General features: G+C 46.2%; 13 protein-coding genes. 11 read left to right on the top strand and 2 right to left on the bottom strand.

Annotated features, from left to right (window positions below; genetic code table 11):
• Nucleotides 1-86 precede the first annotated feature (86 nt).
• From I6E86_RS00495 to I6E86_RS00460, 8 genes are all read left to right on the top strand, one after another.
• Nucleotides 87-1,310, top strand: coding sequence for an FAD-dependent oxidoreductase (locus I6E86_RS00495; RefSeq protein ID WP_197174616.1), 1,224 nt, complete (start codon nucleotides 87-89; stop codon nucleotides 1,308-1,310).
• 426 nt (nucleotides 1,311-1,736) lie between these two features.
• The gene (locus I6E86_RS00490) at nucleotides 1,737-3,494 is read left to right on the top strand and encodes an AMP-binding protein (RefSeq protein WP_197174615.1); all 1,758 of its coding nucleotides are present in this window, start codon (nucleotides 1,737-1,739) and stop codon (nucleotides 3,492-3,494) included.
• A gap of 369 nt (nucleotides 3,495-3,863) precedes the next feature.
• The gene (locus tag I6E86_RS00485; RefSeq protein ID WP_197174614.1) at nucleotides 3,864-5,639 is read left to right on the top strand and encodes an AMP-binding protein; all 1,776 of its coding nucleotides are present in this window, start codon (nucleotides 3,864-3,866) and stop codon (nucleotides 5,637-5,639) included.
• A gap of 113 nt (nucleotides 5,640-5,752) precedes the next feature.
• Entirely contained in the window at nucleotides 5,753-7,363 is a 1,611-nt protein-coding gene (locus I6E86_RS00480; RefSeq protein WP_197174613.1) for a carboxyl transferase domain-containing protein, read from the top strand.
• A 152-nt stretch (nucleotides 7,364-7,515) separates the two neighbouring features.
• Nucleotides 7,516-8,325 carry an enoyl-CoA hydratase/isomerase family protein gene (locus tag I6E86_RS00475; RefSeq protein WP_197174612.1) on the top strand — a complete coding sequence of 270 codons (810 nt, stop codon included), beginning with the start codon at nucleotides 7,516-7,518 and terminating at the stop codon, nucleotides 8,323-8,325.
• Between the two features lie 69 nt (nucleotides 8,326-8,394).
• Nucleotides 8,395-10,512, top strand: a complete 2,118-nt coding sequence (locus I6E86_RS00470) for an acetyl/propionyl/methylcrotonyl-CoA carboxylase subunit alpha (protein ID WP_197174611.1) — start codon at nucleotides 8,395-8,397, stop codon at nucleotides 10,510-10,512.
• A gap of 192 nt (nucleotides 10,513-10,704) precedes the next feature.
• The gene (locus I6E86_RS00465) at nucleotides 10,705-11,625 is read left to right on the top strand and encodes a hydroxymethylglutaryl-CoA lyase (protein WP_197174610.1); all 921 of its coding nucleotides are present in this window, start codon (nucleotides 10,705-10,707) and stop codon (nucleotides 11,623-11,625) included.
• A gap of 43 nt (nucleotides 11,626-11,668) precedes the next feature.
• Complete coding sequence (locus I6E86_RS00460) at nucleotides 11,669-12,856, top strand: isovaleryl-CoA dehydrogenase (RefSeq protein ID WP_197174609.1); 1,188 nt, start codon at nucleotides 11,669-11,671, stop codon at nucleotides 12,854-12,856.
• Between the two features lie 222 nt (nucleotides 12,857-13,078).
• On the opposite strand, the gene I6E86_RS00455 is transcribed toward I6E86_RS00460, so the two are convergent.
• Both I6E86_RS00455 and I6E86_RS00450 read right to left on the bottom strand, forming a co-directional pair.
• Nucleotides 13,079-13,807 (bottom strand): pantothenate kinase, encoded by a 729-nt coding sequence (locus I6E86_RS00455; RefSeq protein WP_197174608.1) that lies wholly within the window; start codon nucleotides 13,805-13,807, stop codon nucleotides 13,079-13,081.
• Nucleotides 13,808-13,973: 166 nt separating this feature from the next.
• Nucleotides 13,974-14,981 (bottom strand): biotin--[acetyl-CoA-carboxylase] ligase, encoded by a 1,008-nt coding sequence (locus I6E86_RS00450; RefSeq protein ID WP_197174607.1) that lies wholly within the window; start codon nucleotides 14,979-14,981, stop codon nucleotides 13,974-13,976.
• A gap of 157 nt (nucleotides 14,982-15,138) precedes the next feature.
• Between I6E86_RS00450 and I6E86_RS00445 the strand changes: the two genes are divergently transcribed.
• From I6E86_RS00445 to I6E86_RS00435, 3 genes are all read left to right on the top strand, one after another.
• A complete protein-coding gene (locus I6E86_RS00445; RefSeq protein ID WP_197174969.1) occupies nucleotides 15,139-15,942 on the top strand; it encodes a sulfite exporter TauE/SafE family protein in 804 nt (267 codons plus the stop codon).
• 51 nt (nucleotides 15,943-15,993) lie between these two features.
• Complete coding sequence (locus tag I6E86_RS00440; RefSeq protein WP_197174606.1) at nucleotides 15,994-16,935, top strand: hypothetical protein; 942 nt, start codon at nucleotides 15,994-15,996, stop codon at nucleotides 16,933-16,935.
• A 66-nt stretch (nucleotides 16,936-17,001) separates the two neighbouring features.
• On the top strand, nucleotides 17,002-20,988 hold the full coding sequence (locus I6E86_RS00435) for an AAA family ATPase (RefSeq protein ID WP_197174605.1): 3,987 nt from the start codon (nucleotides 17,002-17,004) through the stop codon (nucleotides 20,986-20,988).
• Nucleotides 20,989-21,017: the final 29 nt, after the last annotated feature.

The following is a 21,017-nucleotide window of genomic DNA, read 5'->3' as shown; positions in this document are numbered from 1 at the left end:
TAGATGAGTGAATGGCTGTTTACTGATACAATAGCGGTCAATATTTTTGATAATTAAAATAATTCATAAACCGTATTGGAGTTCATATGAGTGTAGAAAATCCATCAGTAGCATCATCTAAAGGTATCGTCATCATTGGTGCAGGTTTGGCAGGCTGGCATGTGATTGATGCCATTCGTGCAAAAGACAAAGACATTCCGATTACGTTGGTGACAGCTGATAGTGGTGATCGTTATCATAAACCAATGCTGACCATGGCCATTAGCCAAAAGAAAAGTGCGGCAGATTTGGTTAGAGCCACTGGTGTTGACGCCGCAGAAGCGGCAAATGTTAAGCTACTTGCTAACACGCAAGTAACGGATGTTGATACGACCACTCAACAGTTGCAGCTTATATCTGCACAGCGCTCAGATCCAGCCAACACGGATTATGCCACGATCAGTTATGGTAAGTTGGTACTGGCGATGGGTGCGCATCCTATCTTCCCAAAAAGCTTGCCAGAGGATTTAGTTTGGCACGTCAATCATATTGAGCGTTTTGGACAGCTGCAAGAAAAGCTAGCCACTGGCAGTCAGCACGTTGCTATCGTCGGTGCAGGTATGGTTGGGACCGAGATTGCAGAAGACTTACTCAAAGCTGGTCATCAGGTGACGCTCATTGATTTAAACGATGCGCCACTATCACAAATGCTACCAACAAAAGCAACGGCTCGTATCGCCCAAGCAGTGAAGTCGCAAGGGATTAACTTTTTAGGGGGTTATCAAGTATCTACTATTACGCGTCTCAGTGATGAAAAACTAGAAGTTAGTTACGAGGCACTGCTATCAGCGACAGACAGTATGACTGCTGAGCCAATTGAACCGCTCATCGTAGACCATGTGATTGCCAGTACAGGTCTGACGGTCGATGATAAGCTGCCTACTGCTGCTAGTGTAGAATTCAATCGTCGCACTGGTATCGTGGTGGATGCGCCGACTTTGCGTACCAGTACAGCCAATATTTATGCGATTGGTGACTGTATGTCTATCGATGGTGTACCGTGTCGCTATGTCGCGCCATTACGCGCGCAGGCTGCTACTATTGCTGATGATGTATTGGGCCTAGAGCATAATGGTTATGAGCATAAACCGCCAATGATTCGCCTGAAAAACAAAGCAATCTCTGTCATGGTGACAGGTGTGCCACAAGCGACTGGCAATTGGCAGGTTAAAATGGAAAGTGATGAAGAGTTGGTCATGGACTTGCTAAATGATAGTGATGAAGTTAGCGCAACAGTTACTATTAAAGCGCCTGCAGTGCTTAAAGCCTAACGGATAAAGCCTAATTGTAAAAGTATTAAGACCATAGCCAGTGTCGCCATCTTTATGCAGCACTGGCTTTTTTATATCTATAGTCAGCGAACTAGTAAACCGCTACGGTGTTACCCTTCCTAGAGGTACTATATGTACAATCCGCGGTCGGCTGCCTTGTAGCAATATTAGATTTCTTTGACTACATAACCTTTTATATCAATCATAATCGATACGCACTGTATCTATAGGATTGACAGTCTTTTGTTTAAGGCGCTATATTGGCTAAGCGTAATTTTACTATCACGTCTAGTGATAAAACATATCCAAGGAAGAATATCGTATTTAAGGTAGTGGTACATTTTACTTTCTACGATTATAAAAAGTTGTCTAATAAGCAGTTGCATAGCCATACCAACATTAAATAGCACAACGAAAGGACTCGTGATGACGCAGATTACCGATTTTGACAGTATTCTTAACAACGTTCCCAAAGTTCATATAAGCGCACGTTCTGCAAATGCGCCACTCACCAAAAGCCATGATAAAGGTCCTGATGTGCCGCTGATTGAGGCGACCATTGGTGATTTTTTTGATGCGATTGTCCATAAATTTCCTGAGCGTGAAGCCTTGGTTTCTCGCCATCAAAATATCCGCTGGACGTATCGCGAGCTACAGAAAAAAGCCAATCAGTTGGCAAGTAGTATGATTGAGATGGGGCTTGAGATTGGGGATCGTATCGCTATTTGGTCGCATAACAATGCTGAATGGCTGCTGATGCAATTAGCGACCGCAAAAATTGGCATCATTTTGGTCAATATTAATCCTGCTTATCGTACCTTTGAGTTGCAGTATGCGCTGAATAAACTGGGCTGTTCGGCATTGGTATTAATGCGTCATTTCAAGACGAGTGACTATGCGCAAATGATTCGTGAGCTGTGTCCTGAGATTTATCATAAAGATTATACTCAGCTTGATTTGGTCGAGATTCCAACGATTGAGCGCATCATCTGGATTGATGAACCAGCATCTGATGAAGCGTTTGGTTTTATGCAGAAATTCTCTACGTGGATGGCAGAAGGCGATGCCAACGATCTACGCGTAGCAGAGCGCCAAGCCCAGCTGAAGAACACCGATGCTATTAGTGTGCAGTTTACCAGTGGCACGACTGGCACACCGAAAGGCGCTACGCTCACGCATCGAAATATCTTGAATAACGGTTATTTTATGGGTGAAGGCTTAAAGCTGACAGAAGAGGATAGGCTATGTATTCCGCTGCCGCTCTATCATTGCTTTGGGATGGTGGGCGGTAATCTCGCTATATTAACGCATGGAGGCTGTGCGGTTTATCCTAATGATGGCTTTGATCCGTTAACTGTATTGCAAACCATAGAAGAAGAAAAATGTAAGGCGCTGCTTGGTGTACCGACGATGTTTATTGCAGAGCTCGATCATCCAGAATTTGACAGTTTTGATTTGTCGAGCCTACGCACGGGCATTATGGGCGGCTCTAGCTGTCCGATTGAGGTCATGCGCCGTGTCATGGATAAGATGCACATGAGCGAGGTGACGATTGCTTATGGTATGACTGAGACCAGTCCGGCTTCTTGTCAGACCAGCTCGCAGACGCCCCTTGAAAAGAGAGTCTCTACCGTAGGGATGGTGCTGCCTGCGCTTGAAGCCAAAATCATCGATACTGAAACGGGCAATGTCGTCCCGATTGGAGAGACGGGCGAGCTACTTACGCATGGCTATGCGGTTATGAAAGGGTATTGGGGCAGCCGCGCTAAGACACGGACGGCCATTCAAGATGGCTGGATGCATACGGGTGACCTTGCGACCATGGATGAGGACGGTTATATCACTGTGGTGGGTCGTAGTAAGGACATGATTATTCGCGGCGGCGAAAATATCTATCCCGTCGAAGTCGAAAACTATCTTTATCGTCATCCGAAGATTCGCGATGTACAAATCGTCGGGGTTCCTGATAAGAAGTATGGTGAAGTGTTGGCAGCGTGGATTATTGCAAAAGAACCAGACAGTTTGACTGAAGAGGAGGTGCGCCAATTCTGTGGTGAGCATATCGCCCATTATAAAGTACCGACTTATTATCGCTTTGTGACGGAATATCCAATGACGGTCACTGGTAAAATTCAGAAGTTCAAAATTGTTGAGCAAATGGTAGAGGAGTTGGGTCTAGGGTGATTTAGAGCTGTGGGCAGGGGCTGCTATCAAACTAGCCGTTATCAAACACAGACACTTATATAGTGTCACTATTCAACATTAATAGCCTCATTTGCTGTAAAAGCCAGCCTCAGTATGAATAATGAGACTGGCTTTTTTATGTCAAAAATTTGCTATGATTCTATGTTACCTTTTACTAAGACGGAATATTAATGACTAATTAAATGATACGCATTGTATTACTATGATTGACAGCCGTTTGTTTACAACGGTATAGTAGTGACAATCTATAAAAGACCTATTCAAGGAAGAGTGACGGGTCTGCCGGCTATCAGCACGTACTATCTATAAATGACAAATACGATAAAAAGTAAAACGAAAGGACTCGTTATGACGCAAACTTCTAATTTTGATGCGACTCAAATTGATTTTGATACTATTCTAAATAGCATTCCTAGTATTAATATGGGCGCACGCTCAGCAAATGCACCGCTTACCCAAAGCTATGATAAAGGTCCTGATGTGCCGCTCATTGAAGCGACTATCGGTGATTTTTTTGATGCTATCGTATCCAAGTATCCAGAGCGCGAAGCTTTGGTTTCTCGCCATCAAAACATCCGCTGGACCTACCGCGAGCTACAACAGCAAGTCAATCAACTGGCAAGCAGTATGATTGAGATGGGGCTGGAAATCGGCGATCGCATCGGTATTTGGTCACACAACAATGCTGAATGGTTGCTCATGCAATTGGCCACGGCAAAAGTTGGCGTCATTCTCGTCAATATCAACCCTGCCTATCGTACCTTTGAGCTGCAATATGCCTTGAATAAACTGGGCTGTTCAGCGCTCGTGCTTATGCGCCATTTCAAAACTAGCGATTACGCCAGTCTCATCAGTGAACTGTGTCCTGAAATTTATCATAAAGACTATACCCAGCTTGATTTGGTCGAGATTCCGACGATTGAGCGTATCATTTGGATTGATGAGCCTGAGTCTGAAGAAACCTTTGGTTTTATGCAGAAATTCTCTGCATGGATGGTGGAAGGCGATGCCAACGATCCCCGGGTTGCAGAGCGCCAAGCCCAGCTCAAAAACACGGATGCTATCAATGTGCAGTTCACCAGTGGCACAACTGGTACGCCAAAAGGGGCAACCTTAAGCCATCGTAATATTCTTAACAACGGTTACTTCATCGGTGAGGCAATGAATCTCACCGAAGAAGATAAGCTGTGTATTCCTGTGCCCTTGTATCATTGCTTTGGTATGGTGCTTGGCAACCTCGCGATTCTCACGCATGGCGGCTGTATCGTTTATCCGAATGACGGCTTTGAGCCGCTAACCGTATTGAAAGCAGTCGAAGAAGAAAAATGTACGGGTTTACATGGTGTGCCAACGATGTTTATCGCAGAGCTCGACCATCCGGAGTTTAAAAACTTTGATTTATCGACTTTGCGCACGGGTATCATGGCGGGCTCTAGTTGTCCGATCGAAGTCATGCGCCGTGTCATCGATGAGATGCACATGAGTGAGGTCACCATTGCGTATGGCATGACAGAGACCAGTCCAGTATCTTGCCAGACCAATGAACATACGCCGCTTGATAAGCAAGTATCGACCGTTGGCTTAGTGCAGCCTGCGCTTGAGGTTAAAGTCGTCAATACGGAAACGGGTGAGACTGTAGCCTTGGGCGAGACAGGCGAACTACTCACACGCGGTTATTCAGTGATGAAAGGCTATTGGGGCAGCCGCTTCAAAACCCGCGCGGCCATCCAAGACGGTTGGATGCATACGGGCGATTTGGCTACGATGGATGAGGACGGTTATGTCAAAATCGTTGGTCGTAGTAAAGACATGGTCATTCGCGGCGGCGAAAATATTTATCCTGTCGAAATCGAAAACTACCTTTATCGTCATCCAAAGATTCGTGATGTGCAAATCGTCGGTATTCCTGATAAAAAGTATGGTGAAGTACTCGCGGCTTGGATTATTCCTAAAGAAGCAGACAGCTTGACGGAAGAGGAAGTGCGTGAGTTCTGTAGCGAGCATATTGCCCATTATAAGGTTCCGACTTATTATCGCTTTGTCACTGAATATCCGATGACCATCACTGGAAAAATTCAGAAATATAAAATCATTGAACAAATGAAAGACGAGTTAGGTTTGTAGAAATTTAACCACTCTTATCTGTTATTTTATGAATAAGATATATGAGTAAAAGCTAAAATAAAGCATAAAATAAAAAAGCCACTTGCATTTACGCACTAAAGAAAAGGGATGTCATGAGCGCTATCATAACCAGTAAACTGAGTCCAAACGCCGCTGAATTTCAGCAAAACAGTGCCGCAATGCAAGCGGTGGTCGATGACTTATATGGTCACTTACGTAAAGTCGTGCAAGGCGGTTCAGAGCGTGCACGTGCCAAGCATTTAGCCCGTGGCAAACTCTTGCCCCGTGAGCGTGTTGAGCGTTTGCTCGATGTGGGTACGCCATTTTTAGAAGTGGCACCGATGGCAGCGCATGATATGTATGGCGAAGAGATTCCAGCCGCTGGCGTGATTGCGGGTATCGGTCGTATCAATGGTACCGAATGTATGATCGTTTGTAATGATGCCACGGTAAAGGGCGGCACTTATTATCCAATGACGGTCAAAAAACATCTGCGTGCGCAAGAAATCGCGCAAGAGAATAACTTGCCTTGTGTCTATTTGGTGGATTCAGGTGGCGCTAACTTACCCAATCAAGATGACGTGTTCCCCGATAAAGAGCACTTTGGTCGTATCTTCTTTAATCAGGCCAATATGAGTGCGGCAGGTATTCCACAGATTGCTGTGGTCATGGGCAGCTGTACGGCTGGCGGGGCTTATGTGCCAGCGATGAGTGATGAGTCTATTATCGTCAAAGACCAAGGCACCATCTTTTTAGGTGGTCCACCACTGGTCAAAGCGGCGACAGGTGAAGAGGTCACAGCCGAAGACTTGGGCGGCGGCGATGTGCATACTCGTCTGTCAGGTGTCGTCGATCACTTAGCACAGAGCGATACTCATGCGTTATCGATTGCGCGCAATATTATTAGCCATCTAAATCGTCCTGCGAAGCAAGTGCCTAATCAAATCAAATCACGTCCACCACGCTACGATGCCAAAGAGCTATACGGCGTCATTCCAACGGACAAGCGCAAGCCATTTGATATCAAAGAAATCATTGCTCGTATCGTCGATGACAGTGCTTTTGATGAATTTAAATCACGCTTTGGTACGACGTTGGTGTGCGGCTTCGCTCATATCGAAGGGATGCCAGTCGGTATCATTGCCAACAATGGCATCTTATTTAGTGAGTCAGCGCAGAAAGGCACGCACTTTATTGAGCTATGCTGTAAACGCAAAATCCCATTAGTATTTTTGCAAAACATCACTGGCTTTATGGTCGGTCGCAAATATGAAAACGAAGGCATTGCGCGTCATGGTGCCAAAATGGTCATGGCAGTCGCCAATGCCAAAGTACCAAAGTTCACGGTCATTGTCGGTGGTTCATTCGGTGCTGGTAACTACGGCATGTGTGGTCGTGCTTATAGCCCGCGTTTCTTATGGATGTGGCCAAATGCACGTATCTCGGTAATGGGCGGCGAGCAAGCAGCATCGGTCTTGGCAACGGTCAAGCGTGACAATTTTGACCGTAAAGGCGAAGCATGGAGTGATGAGGACGAGGCGGCATTTAAAGCACCGATTCTCGATATGTATGAAAAGCAAGGTCATCCATATTATGCCACCGCACGTCTATGGGATGACGGCGTGATTGATCCTGCTGATACGCGACATGTATTGGCATTAGGGTTGAGCGCTGCCTATAACGCGCCGATTGAAGAGACGACGTTTGGTGTCTTTAGAATGTAATAGTTTTAAGGCCTTCCCATAATAAGCTACTACTGCGTCAACCTCATTTGAAGTACGATTTGTACATCTACATTCGGTTTCCTTGTATTAATATTATTATGGATTGACCAAGAGTTTGTTTAAGTATTTACATAAAAAATATAGAGAAGATAATGCAAAAAAACAGTGATGAAAATTATAAAAGCCTACTGGTTAAAGTGGAACAACACGTGGCTACGGTGACGTTAAACCGCCCTGAAATACGTAATGCCTTTAACGATGAAATGATTGCTGAGCTAACCAATGCATTCAATACGCTTGGTGCTGATGATGAGGTACGCGTCATTGTGCTAGCCGCTGCTGGTAAGGCATTCTGTGCAGGAGCCGATTTGAATTGGATGCGGGCCATGGCGGATTATAGCTATGAAGAAAATCTAGCAGACGCGGACAAATTGGCACAAATGCTTAAAACTATTTACGAGTGTCCGAAACCAACAGTTGCGGCCATCCAAGGCGATGTTTATGCCGGTGGCATGGGTCTAGTCGCTGTTTGTGATGTGGCCATCGCCGTCAAAATTGCTAACTTCTGCCTCAGTGAAGTGCGTTTAGGCTTAGCTCCTGCGACTATCAGCCCTTATGTCATCCGAGCACTAGGCGCTAGAGCATCGCAGCGTTACTTCTTAAGTGCTGAAGTGTTTGATGCTAAAAAGGCACGTCAGCTTGGCTTTATCCATGAGCGTGTTAGCGAAGAATGGCTAGCTGATGAGGTCGCTATATTTTGTAGCAAAGTCGTCAAAAACAGCCCTGATGCAGTCAAAACTTGCAAACAGCTATTACACAATGTCGCGGGTGCACCCATCACTGATGAGCTGATTGCCGATACAGTAAAAGGCATCGCTGATATTCGCTCATCAGAGCAAGGTAAAGAGGGCGTGCAAGCCTTTTTGCAAAAACGTAAGCCCAGTTGGTTGACGGCAGATTAATAATGCACGAGAGATAAATGAGTAAATAGACAAGACCTCAAATAAAAACGATAACACACAGGGATAGTTATGTTTTCTAAAATTCTAATTGCCAACCGTGGTGAAATTGCCTGCCGCGTAGCCGCGACTGCCAAGCGTCTGGGTGTCAGCACCGTCGCTGTTTACTCTGATGCGGATCGTGAAGCCAAGCATGTGGCTGTTTGTGATGAGGCTATTTATTTGGGTGGTTCAGCGCCGAAAGACAGCTATCTTAAAGGTGATGCGATTATTGCGATAGCGCTTGAAACTGGCGCACAAGCGATTCATCCGGGTTATGGATTTTTAAGCGAAAATGCTGACTTTGCGCAAGCTTGTCAGGATGCAGGACTGGCCTTTATCGGTCCATCGGCTGATGCTATCCGTGCCATGGGCGGCAAGTCTGAATCCAAACGGTTGATGGAAACAGCTGGCGTACCACTGATACCGGGCTATCACGGTGACAATCAAGATGCAGAATTTTTGCAGCAGCAGGCCGATAGCATTGGCTATCCAGTCTTAATCAAAGCAAGTGCGGGTGGTGGCGGTAAAGGCATGCGTATTGTGGAGCAAAGCAGCGACTTTATTGACTTGCTAGACTCATGTCGCCGTGAAGCCATTACGAGCTTCGGTGATGATAAAGTGTTGGTTGAAAAATACGCCTTAAAACCGCGCCATATCGAAATCCAAGTATTTGGTGATACGCATGGCAACTATGTGCATTTATTTGAGCGTGATTGCTCCGTACAGCGCCGTCACCAAAAAGTATTAGAAGAAGCGCCTGCGCCGGGTGTTGATCTTGCGATGCGTGAAGCGATGGGAACCGCTGCCATCGAAGCGGCTCGCGCGGTCGATTATGTTGGCGCAGGCACAGTTGAGTTCATCGTTGAGCAGCGCGAAGATTCTATGAATTTTTATTTCATGGAGATGAATACGCGGTTGCAGGTTGAGCATCCAGTCAGCGAAGCGATTACTGGTGTTGATTTGGTCGAGTGGCAGCTTTTAGTCGCAGCAGGTCAGCCATTGCCAAAAACCCAAGCCGATCTGACTATCAACGGTCATGCAATTGAGGCGCGCATCTGTGCTGAAAACCCTGACAATAGCTTCTTACCAGCGACAGGTACGTTATTTACGTATCAAAAACCTGAACACAGCACCTTTATGATTGATAAAGACGGTACTGGCGTGCGTATCGATGATGGCGTGCGCGAAGGTGATGTGATTAGCCCGTTCTATGATTCTATGATTGCCAAGCTCATCGTTCATGCGCCAACGCGAGAGCAAGCATTAGCCAAGCTCGATCGCGCGCTTGCCCAAACGCGTATCGTGGGTTTGCCGAATAACGCGGCATTTTTACGCTATATTTTAAATACCGATTCATTTAGCCAAGCCAATCTCGATACGGCATTGATTGAACATGAGCGTGATGCGATTTTTAATCAGCAGCCTTTAGCTTTATCGACGCTGGTTGTGACCGCTATTACTCGTCAGCTTGCAAGCGAGATGGCAATGCAAGAGTCAGATATTGATCCATTTAGCAAACCTACTGGCTTCCGTGCTTATAACGATTACACTCGCTCATTCAGCTTGGTTTATGATAAGAGTGCTTATACTGCCCGCCTGAGCAACTGGCATAATGCAAGTTGTTCTGATAGTAAAAAAGGCAGTGACAAGTCGAGCAGCTTTACGCTTGTTATTGAAAAAGAAATCGCTAACACGCAGGATAATGACAATATTAACGTAGCTGCTCAGACCGAAACAGTCTATGAAGGTCAGGTGAGCTATACCAGTAGTGACGAACACAATCATACGTTATGGTTAGATGGTGCACGTACTAGCGCGCAAAGTTGGGTACTTAATGAGACCGTTTATGTGTTCACAGACAGTGGCCGTGACGAAATTACGCTTGTTGATATCATGGCGCACGTAGGCGAAGAGTCCGCAGCGGTAGGTAGTTTAAAGTCACCGATGCCAGGTCAAGTAGTGGCCTTTAAAGTGGCGGTTGGCGATACTGTGAAAAAAGGCGAGCCGTTAGCAGTCATCGAAGCTATGAAAATTGAGCATACCATTACTGCGCCGACAGATGGGGTTGTGGCAGAATTGCTATTTGCAGCAGGTGATTTGGTCGCTGATGGTGATGAGTTATTACGCATTGACACTGAAAGCGAATAGCTGACGGAAGAATAATATAGTCAGTGCAATATAAAAGAAGTACGTTCAAAATAGCTTTCTACTGGTATACATTTTCCTCGCTTGCTGTGCGCTTCGCGCTCCAGAGGCTTCGCAAAATCTATCCCAGCAATACGGTATTATTTTTAAATTGAATCGACTATAGAAAGGCGAGCATTAAAAAGGATGATAAGTATGAGCCATTCGTATCCAAGCCATGTCACCATCGTTGATGTCAGTCCACGCGATGGCTTGCAAAACGAGTCAACGACGGTACCGACTGAGGTTAAGCAAACACTTATCAATGATTTGATTGCAGCCGGTGTCAAAAAGCTAGAAGCGACCAGTTTTGTCTCGCCAAAGTGGGTGCCACAAATGGGTGATAATAGCGCGCTGCTTGACGCGCTAGCGCCTACGAGGCAGACGGAAGTTTGCTACTCAGTCCTAGTACCCAATATGCGCGGTTTTGAAAATGCAATTTTGCATCGTCCTGATGAAGTCGTTATTTTCGGCTCAGCCAGTGAAACCTTTAGTCAAAAAAACATCAATTGTAGTATTGATGAGAGTATCGAACGTTTTGCACCAGTGGCAGCGGCTGCAAAAGCGCAGGGTATCAAAGTACGAGGCGTTATCTCTTGTACGGTCGGCTGTCCTTATGAAGGTGAGATTGACCCAAGCCAAGTAGCCTATGTGACCAAGCGTCTGATAGAGATTGGTGCAGAGCAGATTGGTATTGCAGATACCATTGGTGTTGGTACACCGCTCAAAGTACAACGAGCGTTGCAAGCTGCACTTGAGTATGCTGATATCTCTATGCTATCTGGGCATTTTCATGATACTTATGGCCAAGCATTGAGCAATACTTTGGCTGCCTTACAAATGGGTGTTAGTGAGTTTGATACCTCAGTGGCTGGTCTTGGTGGCTGTCCTTATGCCAAAGGTGCAACGGGTAATGTGGCAACCGAAGATGTGGTGTATATGCTGCATGGTATGGGTATCAGCACCGGTATCGATTTGGATAAATTGGTCGTGGCAGGCGAGCGTATCAGTGCGTTTTTAAAGCGTCCGAATGGCTCAAATGTGGCACGAGCTTTAATTAACAAACGTCAGTCTTAAAAAGTTATTGTAAAAATTAAATACTAAAATACAAGGAATAGTTATGAGTTTACCTGGATTGAATTTTCAGCTTGGCGAAGATATTGATGCATTACGCGATATGGTACAGCAGTTTGCGGCCAATGAAATCGCTCCACGTGCAAGCGAAATCGACAGTAGTGATGAGTTCCCTATGGATCTGTGGCAAAAGATGGGTGACATCGGTCTACATGGCATTACCGTCCCTGAAGAGTACGGCGGCTCTAATATGGGTTACGTCGCACATATGGTCGCGATGGAAGAGATTAGCCGTGCGTCCGCTTCTGTAGCATTGAGCTATGGTGCACACTCAAACCTATGTATTAACCAAATCAAACGTAACGGTAGTGAAGCACAAAAACAAAAGTACTTGCCAAAACTGGTCAGCGGTGAATTCATCGGTGCACTTGCAATGAGTGAGACGGGCGCTGGCTCAGACGTCGTTAGCATGAAGCTCAAAGCCGAAGAGAAAGACGGTAGCTATGTGTTGAATGGTAGCAAGATGTGGATTACCAATGGTCCCGATGCTGACGTGATGGTAGTTTATGCCAAGACCAATCCAGAGCTGGGCGGCAAAGGCATGACAGCGTTTATCGTTGAAAAAGGCATGGAAGGTTTCGGCACAGCGCAAAAGCTCGATAAACTTGGCATGCGTGGTAGCCATACGGGTGAGATGACCTTTAATAATGTAACCGTGCCGAGCGAAAATATTTTGGGCGGGCTCAATGAGGGCGTCAAGGTACTGATGAGCGGGCTAGATTATGAGCGCGCTGTATTGGCTGCAGGTCCTATTGGCATCATGCAAGCCGTGATGGACAATGTGGTGCCTTATATCCATGACCGTAAACAGTTTGGTCAAGCCATCGGTGAGTTCCAGCTTATCCAAGGCAAAGTCGCGGACATGTATACGATATTGCAAGCAGGTCGTAGCTTCTTATATACGGTCGGAAAAAATCTCGATATGTTGGACGCGCGCGGTGCCGGTCATAGTCGAGAAGTGCGTAAAGATTGTGCCAGTGTGATTTTATGGTGTGCTGAAAAAGCCACGTGGATGGCAGGCGAGGGTATTCAGATATTTGGCGGTAATGGCTATACCAATGAGTATCCACTTGGTCGCTACTGGCGTGATGCTAAGTTATATGAGATTGGCGCAGGAACCAGTGAAATCCGCCGTATGCTAGTCGGTCGTGAGCTGTTTAACGAGACCAAATAAGAAAGGATTAGGGCAATATAGTTAAAGAACTACTAAACTGCTACGGTGTTAGCCTCCCTAGATGTACTATTTGTACAATCTGCAGTCGGCTGCCTTGTAGCAATTTTAAACTTCTCTAACTATAGCTAGCGAGACCTCAGCTCTTTTCCGATAATAAAATAAAAAAGCAGTACGTTTAAAACGTACTGCTTTTTTCATGTCAACGTGACACTGAGTTATCTATTATGACTTATTCCGATAATCAAAGTATCTTGCCAAACCATTTAATAATAAATCATCACGCAAGCGTACTGGGCGATTGACGTGCTGCGAGATCGTGGCTGCATCACCACCGGTCATAATCAACTCAAAGTTAGGATGACGGTGGCTAATCTCATTAATCGCACCAACGATAGAGAGTAAGATACCTCGGTGCACAGCATCCTGTGTGGTCAGGCCTTGGCCAACGCTATCGAATGTACCGTTAGAGATGGTGATCTGCTTGGTACCAGAAAACAACGACTCACGTTGCAGGTAGATACTCGGGAAGATATAACCGCCTAAATGCTCAGCGTGATCAATCAAATCAATCGTCACCGCTGTACCGCAGCCGATGACACACTGGCGTTTTTTCTTATCGACCGCACCCAGCATCTGTAGCCAACGATCACAGCCGAGCTGCTCATCATTATAGTTACTTTTCATCAGCGCATGCGCGGCATCCACATGGACAAACTCAAACGGCGTATTGAGACGGCTTAGGGTCTCTGATACCTGAGCATTGAGATTGTCGCCCAATACGGATGAGATACCGATAAAGTCAGGGGCAAAACGCTCAAAGCGATCCGTCAGACCCATCAGTAATTCGGCTGGTGCTTGCAAATGCTGTTTGGCATCATGTGTGACTATCTGACCGATATCATCGGTGAGCCAGTATTTCAGGCGGGTATTTCCAAGATCAAGCCAGAGCATAAAAGTCCCTTTATATCGTGCTCGTTAATATATGATGCTCGTCAGTATGGTTATCTATAGCCGGCGAACTATTAAACTGCTACGGTATTACCCTCCCTAGAGGTACGATATGTACAATCTGCGGTCGGCTGCCTTGTAGCTGTTTTAGATTTCTTTGACTATATACTTAATAAATCACGTCGATGCGTCCAGTAAAAAGCGTAGAAATATTACCGTTATCTAAGCGCAATTGCAAACACCCGTGAGTATCCACACCGCAAGCATGACCGATCACCACATGCTCTTTGTTATTATAGTGTTGGGTGACACGTAAGCGCAGACCTGCTAGGGCATCCATCGCCGCAAATTGTGCCAAAAAACCATCCAAATAATACGTATGACCGGTGGGCTGCTCTAACCCTAAATGCTCAAAGCGCGTCATCGTCGCCATCAATGCTTTACTCATCTGCTGATAGAGGGTTTGTAGGTCTGGTAGTCTCTCAGAACGTGTCTCTGGAGGTAGCATCTCATTAATATCTTGCAGGCTAATCGCTTGGTAACTCATGCCCTCAGACGTCTGCGCCGTTAGTTTTGGCGCAGCTTGTACATTGAGGCCGATACCTAATACCACACCGACCACTCTGCCAGACTGAGTGACAGGCTCTATCAAAATTCCAGCCAGTTTATTAAAGGGTAGCGTACGCTGAGTCGATACGGCACTATTCATCGATGCTACGCTATCCGATTCCGATACTGGGCTATCTGATACCGAGTCAACCGCCACAGATTTATCTTCATCTGAGGTTTTAGTTTGCTGTTGATAGAATCCTAGATCATTTGCCCATTTGACACCAATTGGCGTCAACTCTTGCGCTTGTAACTGTTCATTCAATGTTTGAATGATAGGCATGTTTGCCAGCTCAACGCCGATGATGAGTGACAATACACCACTGATCGGCATGTGCACAGGATGATATAACGACAGATAGACATTGCCGCGTGGCGACTGCCATGAACGGCCATGTTGTCCACGTCCGGCGCTCTGGGTTTCAGCGGTCAACAGCTGTACTGCCGTGGCATCTAATGTGCCGTTTTGGATTTGCTCTATCAGCTCGCTATTGGTTGAGGCGCTGCTGACAACGTGACGGTGATTGAGCTCAGATAAGTAGGCAGAGGAATTCGTGAGTGGCAGCATAAGTTTAGTCGATGTGGTTAAAGGAAATTTTGATATACTGGGCGATTGTCAATGACAGCATAAAGGTCACGTTGAGATTTGGCAAATACAATTGAGTACGCCTAAGCGGCAGTGAGTATTATAGCGTCAGTCAGTATTATAAAAGGTTCGTTCTATGATGTTATATGTGTGGTTTGTGATTGCAGGGGCGTTTGCAGGTGTCAGCGCGGGCTTGTTTGGCGTGGGCGGTGGCATGATTATCGTGCCAGCATTGGTGTGGATTTTTACCGCTTATGACTTTTCGCCAGAAGTGATCACCCATTTGGCCATCGGTACCTCACTGGCGACCATTGTAGTGACCTCAATCAGCTCACTGACTGCACATAATAAGCGTGGCGGCGTACGCTGGGAAGTATGGCGCAAGATGGCGCTTGGACTGGTGATTGGTAGTTTAGTCGGTGCTGGTATCGCAGATATGATTGATGGGCAGGCACTACAGGCCATCATTGGTATTGGTGCGCTTCTGGTTGCGATTAAGATGCTGTTTTTCTCTAATAAAGAACAGTTGGGCAAGCCATTGCCTTCTGCTGGTGTCCAGTTTGGTGCTGGTACGGGCATTGGTATGGCATCGTCTATCTTCGGGATTGGCGGTGGTAGTTTGACTGTGCCGTTTTTGAACTGGGCGGGACTACCGATGAAACAATCGGTCGGTACTTCAGCGGCGTGCGGTCTACCGATTGCATTGGCTGGCGCGGCAGGATTTGCATGGTTTGGTCAAGACGTGATCAATCTGCCTGAGGGTACGATAGGCTTTGTACATATCACAGGTTTTTTATGTATTTCAGTAGCTAGCTTTGCGATGGCAAAAGTCGGTGCCAAGCTCGCCCATGTGTTGCCTGCGCTGATGCTTAAACGTGCGTTTGGCGTGTTATTAGTGTTTGCTGGCGGACAGTTGTTATTGAGCGGGATTGGGGTGTTATAAAAACGATGGCTCCTTATAAAAATACTATGCAAACCGTGAGACATAATTAGTATGAAAGCTGCAGAAAAATACCGCCGTGTTTTCGGCTCAATGAATCATCTAAAAGACCAGCTATCATGGACGGCTGGCCTCTCTAATATGGTAGAGTTTTTGGCGTGGGAGCCGCAGCGTATTTTAGGCATTACTAAAAAGCAATATGTACGCCAAATCATTGAATGGGCTACCCATCCAGAGCTTACAGGCAAAAATATAGAAGAGATTGAGCAATCAATCATCAAAAAGCTCAATACAAAAATGAGTGAATCTGAGCAGCTAGAGACTTACTCAACGCAAACGTCAGGCATCTGTAATGCGAGAGAGGCCGTTCGCCGCGTAAAATTCTTTTCTGAAGATTATCTGAACAAAGAGTTCGATATATTTTTGAGCTTGTGTAGTGATGTTTATCTCAACTTATTTTATCAGCAGTTTATTAGCTTTGAGACAAGTGGATCATGGTCGACACACGGCAACAGCGGCATGTTTGAAAACAGTACAGAGCTAAAAGCGATGTATATGGATAACTTAGCCTATAACCATCAAGTGAATGTGCTAGTAGCAAATGAGTTAAAGCTCGCTGGTCGGAAAAACCCAGACCAAATCCTAAAATACTGTTTGATGTACGAGCATTTATTAGAAAAAGGCTTTATTGAGCAGGGTACAAAGTTTCTACTGTTATTTATCGGTGGTGACGCGCTAAAGCAAAACAAGCAAACGCTCGTAGACCGAGAGCTGGCGTTATGTCATAAAAGACCGAGGAAGTATCAGCATCTACTAAGAACAGAGCTGTTAGAGATAGTTGAGCATTTAGAAGTGGCAAGTATCTCTTGGTCCGCTCTTATTAAGTTTAACAATCGATATTTAGCAGAAAATGACACCTGCCAAGTGGAACAAAAACTGCTACAGGGGTTTCACCAAAGCCTTGAATCAAAATCGTTTATGCAGTTAGCTGTTTAACCCTAAAAACCCACCACAATTTCAGGTAGAATAGCCGCCTGTTTTTGCTAAGTTTACTGATTCTTCATGCGTCTAAAATCTCTAAAGCTGGCAGGCTTCAAATCCTTTGCCAATCCAACGACTTTTACCTTCCGTCATGGCATCACCGCCATTGTCGGGCCGAACGGCTGTGGCAAATCTAACGTGATTGATGCCATTCGCTGGGTGCTGGGTGAGACCTCTGCCAAGCAGCTGCGTGGTGGCGCGATGAGTGATGTCATCTTTGCTGGTACGCAAGATAAGGCTGCCAAAAGTGTTGCCAGTGTCGAGCTGACCTTTGAGCATACCCAAGATGAACATACTGGCATTCGTCATGAGTTTAACCTGTATCAAGAGCTGTCTGTTCGTCGTCAGGTCAATAAGGACGGGCGCTCGGATTACTTTATCAATGGTACACGTTGTCGTCGCCGTGATGTGGTCGATGTGTTTTTGGGTACGGGACTTGGTGCGCGTAGTTATGCGGTGATTGAGCAAGGCATGATTGGGCGTATTGTCGAATCTAGTCCCATGCAGCTGCGTGAGTTTATTGAAGAGGCCGCAGGGGTGTCTCGTTATCAAGCGCGCCGCGAAGAAACGCAAAAGAAACTAGAGAAAACACAAGAGAACCTAGCACGTCTGCATGACATGCAAAGTGAGCTGGTTAGCCAACAGAAACGCTTGTCTAAGCAAGCCGCCAGTGCACAGCGTTACGAAGAACTGGCCTTAACACTTGCTGATATCAAGCAGCAACTGGCTATTCAGCAGTTGTATCAAGCCAAGCATACGCAGCAGCAGCAGAAACTAGCCCATGAGCGCAGCACTGCCGAAGTCGCTACATTGCAAGCCGACTATGAGACGCTAAAAACCCAACAAGATAAGCTCGCCACGCACATTAACCAAGAGCAATGGCTCAAGGATGATGCTCAAAGCGCTCATTATCAGCAGCAGCTAGGCTATCAACAAGCTGAGCACGCGCTGAGCGATGCCAAGTCACAATTGACCGTGATTAATCAGCAACTCGCAAGCTTGGATCAGCAGCGCGCGCAAGCAGTGGATGAGATTGATCGATTAAAAGCTGAGCAAGCCGAGCAGCAAAATATATTAGAGTCGTTACGTCCACAGCTCAGTGAGTTGACGGGTAAACGTGACGCGCATAAACGCAATGAGCAACCGCTACAACGCGCATGGCATGACGCGCAAAACCAGCTATCACGCTTGCAAGATAATTCGCGCATGCTTGAACAGCAGCAAGCCATCAATAGCCAAGCGCAAAAACGCCATCAGCAGAACCATGATAAATGGCAGCGCCGCCAACAAAACTGGCAAAATCTATGGCAGCAACTACAACAGTCTCTATCAACATCTAGCAATAATGATGGTTTTGATAAGGAATCTGATAAGCGCTCTGATGAACAAGCGCCAACGGATGCAAAAAACCTACAGCAGACGTTAGAAACGCAAGTTACAGAGCTAAATAAACAGTTGCAGCAGATAGAGCGCCAACAAGACAGCGTTGATGAGCGCCTGTCGGAACTACAACCGCAAGCGCATGATTTACAGCAGCGCTTGAATACGCAGCAGCGTGAGTTGAGTGAGCATGAGAAGCGTCACGCGGTATTGGCCAGTGAATATGATACCCTGCATCAGATATTGCATCCAAAACCTACACCGCAAAATCAACAGCAAGCCTCTGTCTCTACAGCGGATAATCTAGACGATAGTTCGGAAACCAATATCGTCAATCGCTATAACGAATTGGCCATTACTACTTTGCGTGAGCAGGTTGAGCTGAGTGAAAAAGGGCAACAGCACGCCGCGCTACTCGATAGCGTCTTGGCGTTATGGCTAGACAGTCATGTACTAATCTCTAACCAATCTAATCAATTAAACATTGATAATACGAGCGATGCTTCTCAGGAAGCAAACAGCTTATGGCATGTGCTTGAGAGCGACCTAACGGATATCGTTACTTATCAGACAGCACAAAATGAGCAGGCTAATACAGAAGGGAAACCTTCAATAGAGAGTGGTCATAGCTTGTGGTTAACTGCTAAAAATGAGGCAGCTACAATGCCATTTATCAATCATTTACCAGATAGCTTAATTGATAAAGTCTTGCCGTTATTACAACTGATTAAGCAGCCTGCATTAGCGCTTTGGCAGCAGTGCTACTTGTATATTACGCAATCAGAAGCGACCAATCAGCAGACTCTTGAAGACTTTGCCAATATCTTAAAAGCGTTGCCATCGTCAGCTATTTTGTTGACCGCAGACGGTTGGCTCATCAGTCGTCAGGGTACGATTAATCTGAGTAAGTTTACAGGTGAGCAAGATAGTCAAGGTGAGAGCAATAGCCAGTTTTTAACACAGCGATTGCAGCAGCGTAGTCGTTTGCAAGCATTAGAAGACTTGCTAGATGAGTTTGAAACCAAAATACAAGCTACGCAAAAGACCATTGCAAAGAATCAACGCGACTATGATGCATTAACGATTAATCTAGAAGAAACGCGTGCACAAGCGGATCAGCTCACCCGTGATAAACATAAATATCAGCAGCAGCTAACGACTCAGCGTGCCAATGCTGAGCGCCTGCAAGCAGATAGCCAGCGTCTTATGGCGGATAAATCTGCCCTTGAGCAAGAGCAACAAGAGTTAGAACAAGAGGAACAAGCGCTCACTCATGAGCAGCAAGATATTCAAAGTCAGATAGTAGCGTTAACACCGCAAATATCTGATGCCCGTGCGACCAGTCAGCAGTTACAGGCTGAGCGCAGTGAGCTAAATCGCACACGCCAAGCCGATGATGATGCATGGCAAGCATTGCAGCTGCGTATCCAACAGAGCGAGATGCGCTTAGAGCATAGTGTCAGTAGCCTTGCACGAGCGACGGCACAATATGATCAATCGCTACAGAGCGAGCAGCAGCTAAAAGCGAGTCATCAGAAGCAGCAGAATAAGCTACCAGACTTGCAAGTAGCATTACAGACGGCGCAAATAGCACGAGATAAGCAGCAGGTATTATTGACCGAGCGTGATACGGCATTGGCTGCGCTAAAGCAAGAGTATGCTCAGCAGCAGACAGCGTTGGATAGCGTGCAAAATACGCTACAAGTTCAGCAGGGTAAGCTTGCGAATCATGCCACCGAATTGGCACTAAGCATGGCGCGTTTGGACGATGCGAGCACTCATACTCATGACGCTTTAGAAGCGTACTATAAGGTGAGCCATAAATATAAATCGGAATCGCATTTAGCACAGCAACATCAACATCAGCAAATGATGAGCGTCTCAAACTTGCTCGCGGATTTTATCGCTCATGATCGCCGTGTGCGTCCAGATAAAATCGCTGAATTAGAGGCTGAACGCGCTACGCTTGAGCAGCAGTTGAGTAAGATTGGGCCAGTGAATTTGGCTGCGGTCGCAGAGTTGGCAGAGGTCAATGAACGCCTAGAGCCACTCGCACAGCAGACAGCAGACATTGCCGCCAGTATGCAGACATTGACCGAAGCAATTGCCTCTATTGACGAGACCACCAAGACACTATTTATGCAGACACTTGATGCGGTCAACAATGAGCTGGCCAATTTGTTTGCTAAAGTCTTTGGTGGCGGACAAGCCAGCCTAACGTTGAATACTGACGAGATGCCAGCCAATACAGCAAAGTCAGAACAATGGCGGGCAGGAGTCACCTTAATGGCGCAGCCCAAGGGCAAACGCAACAGTCGATTAGCAGTATTGTCTGGCGGTGAAAAAACCCTCACCGCGCTCAGTTTGATTTTTGCCATCTTTAAGCAGCATCCGGCACCGTTCTGTGTATTAGACGAAGTCGATGCGCCGCTCGATGATGCCAATGTCGCGCGCTTTACCAGTCTTATTCATGAGCTGGCAGACGACCTACAGTTTATCTTTATCAGTCATAATAAACTGACCATGCAGATCGCTGATGAGCTAAAAGGCATTACCATGCCAAGCGCAGGCATCTCGACATTAGTCAGTGTCTCGCTTGATGAGGCCGCGCGTTATGTGGAGAGCTAGTAGCCGTCATTCATTTATCATTGACCCGA

Source organism: Psychrobacter sp. SWN149, assembly GCF_015864565.1.
GTDB lineage: Bacteria > Pseudomonadota > Gammaproteobacteria > Pseudomonadales > Moraxellaceae > Psychrobacter.
Note: the sequence above shows the minus strand (reverse complement) of the source record. Positions and strands in the feature narration are given on the sequence as shown.

Coding starts and splice junctions, on each gene's coding strand:
- I6E86_RS00495 (WP_197174616.1), top strand. CDS start 87: ATGAGTGTAGAAAATCCATCAGTAGCATCATCTAAAGGTATCGTCATC.
- I6E86_RS00490 (WP_197174615.1), top strand. CDS start 1,737: ATGACGCAGATTACCGATTTTGACAGTATTCTTAACAACGTTCCCAAA.
- I6E86_RS00485 (WP_197174614.1), top strand. CDS start 3,864: ATGACGCAAACTTCTAATTTTGATGCGACTCAAATTGATTTTGATACT.
- I6E86_RS00480 (WP_197174613.1), top strand. CDS start 5,753: ATGAGCGCTATCATAACCAGTAAACTGAGTCCAAACGCCGCTGAATTT.
- I6E86_RS00475 (WP_197174612.1), top strand. CDS start 7,516: ATGCAAAAAAACAGTGATGAAAATTATAAAAGCCTACTGGTTAAAGTG.
- I6E86_RS00470 (WP_197174611.1), top strand. CDS start 8,395: ATGTTTTCTAAAATTCTAATTGCCAACCGTGGTGAAATTGCCTGCCGC.
- I6E86_RS00465 (WP_197174610.1), top strand. CDS start 10,705: ATGAGCCATTCGTATCCAAGCCATGTCACCATCGTTGATGTCAGTCCA.
- I6E86_RS00460 (WP_197174609.1), top strand. CDS start 11,669: ATGAGTTTACCTGGATTGAATTTTCAGCTTGGCGAAGATATTGATGCA.
- I6E86_RS00455 (WP_197174608.1), bottom strand. CDS start 13,807: ATGCTCTGGCTTGATCTTGGAAATACCCGCCTGAAATACTGGCTCACC.
- I6E86_RS00450 (WP_197174607.1), bottom strand. CDS start 14,981: ATGCTGCCACTCACGAATTCCTCTGCCTACTTATCTGAGCTCAATCAC.
- I6E86_RS00445 (WP_197174969.1), top strand. CDS start 15,139: ATGTTATATGTGTGGTTTGTGATTGCAGGGGCGTTTGCAGGTGTCAGC.
- I6E86_RS00440 (WP_197174606.1), top strand. CDS start 15,994: ATGAAAGCTGCAGAAAAATACCGCCGTGTTTTCGGCTCAATGAATCAT.
- I6E86_RS00435 (WP_197174605.1), top strand. CDS start 17,002: ATGCGTCTAAAATCTCTAAAGCTGGCAGGCTTCAAATCCTTTGCCAAT.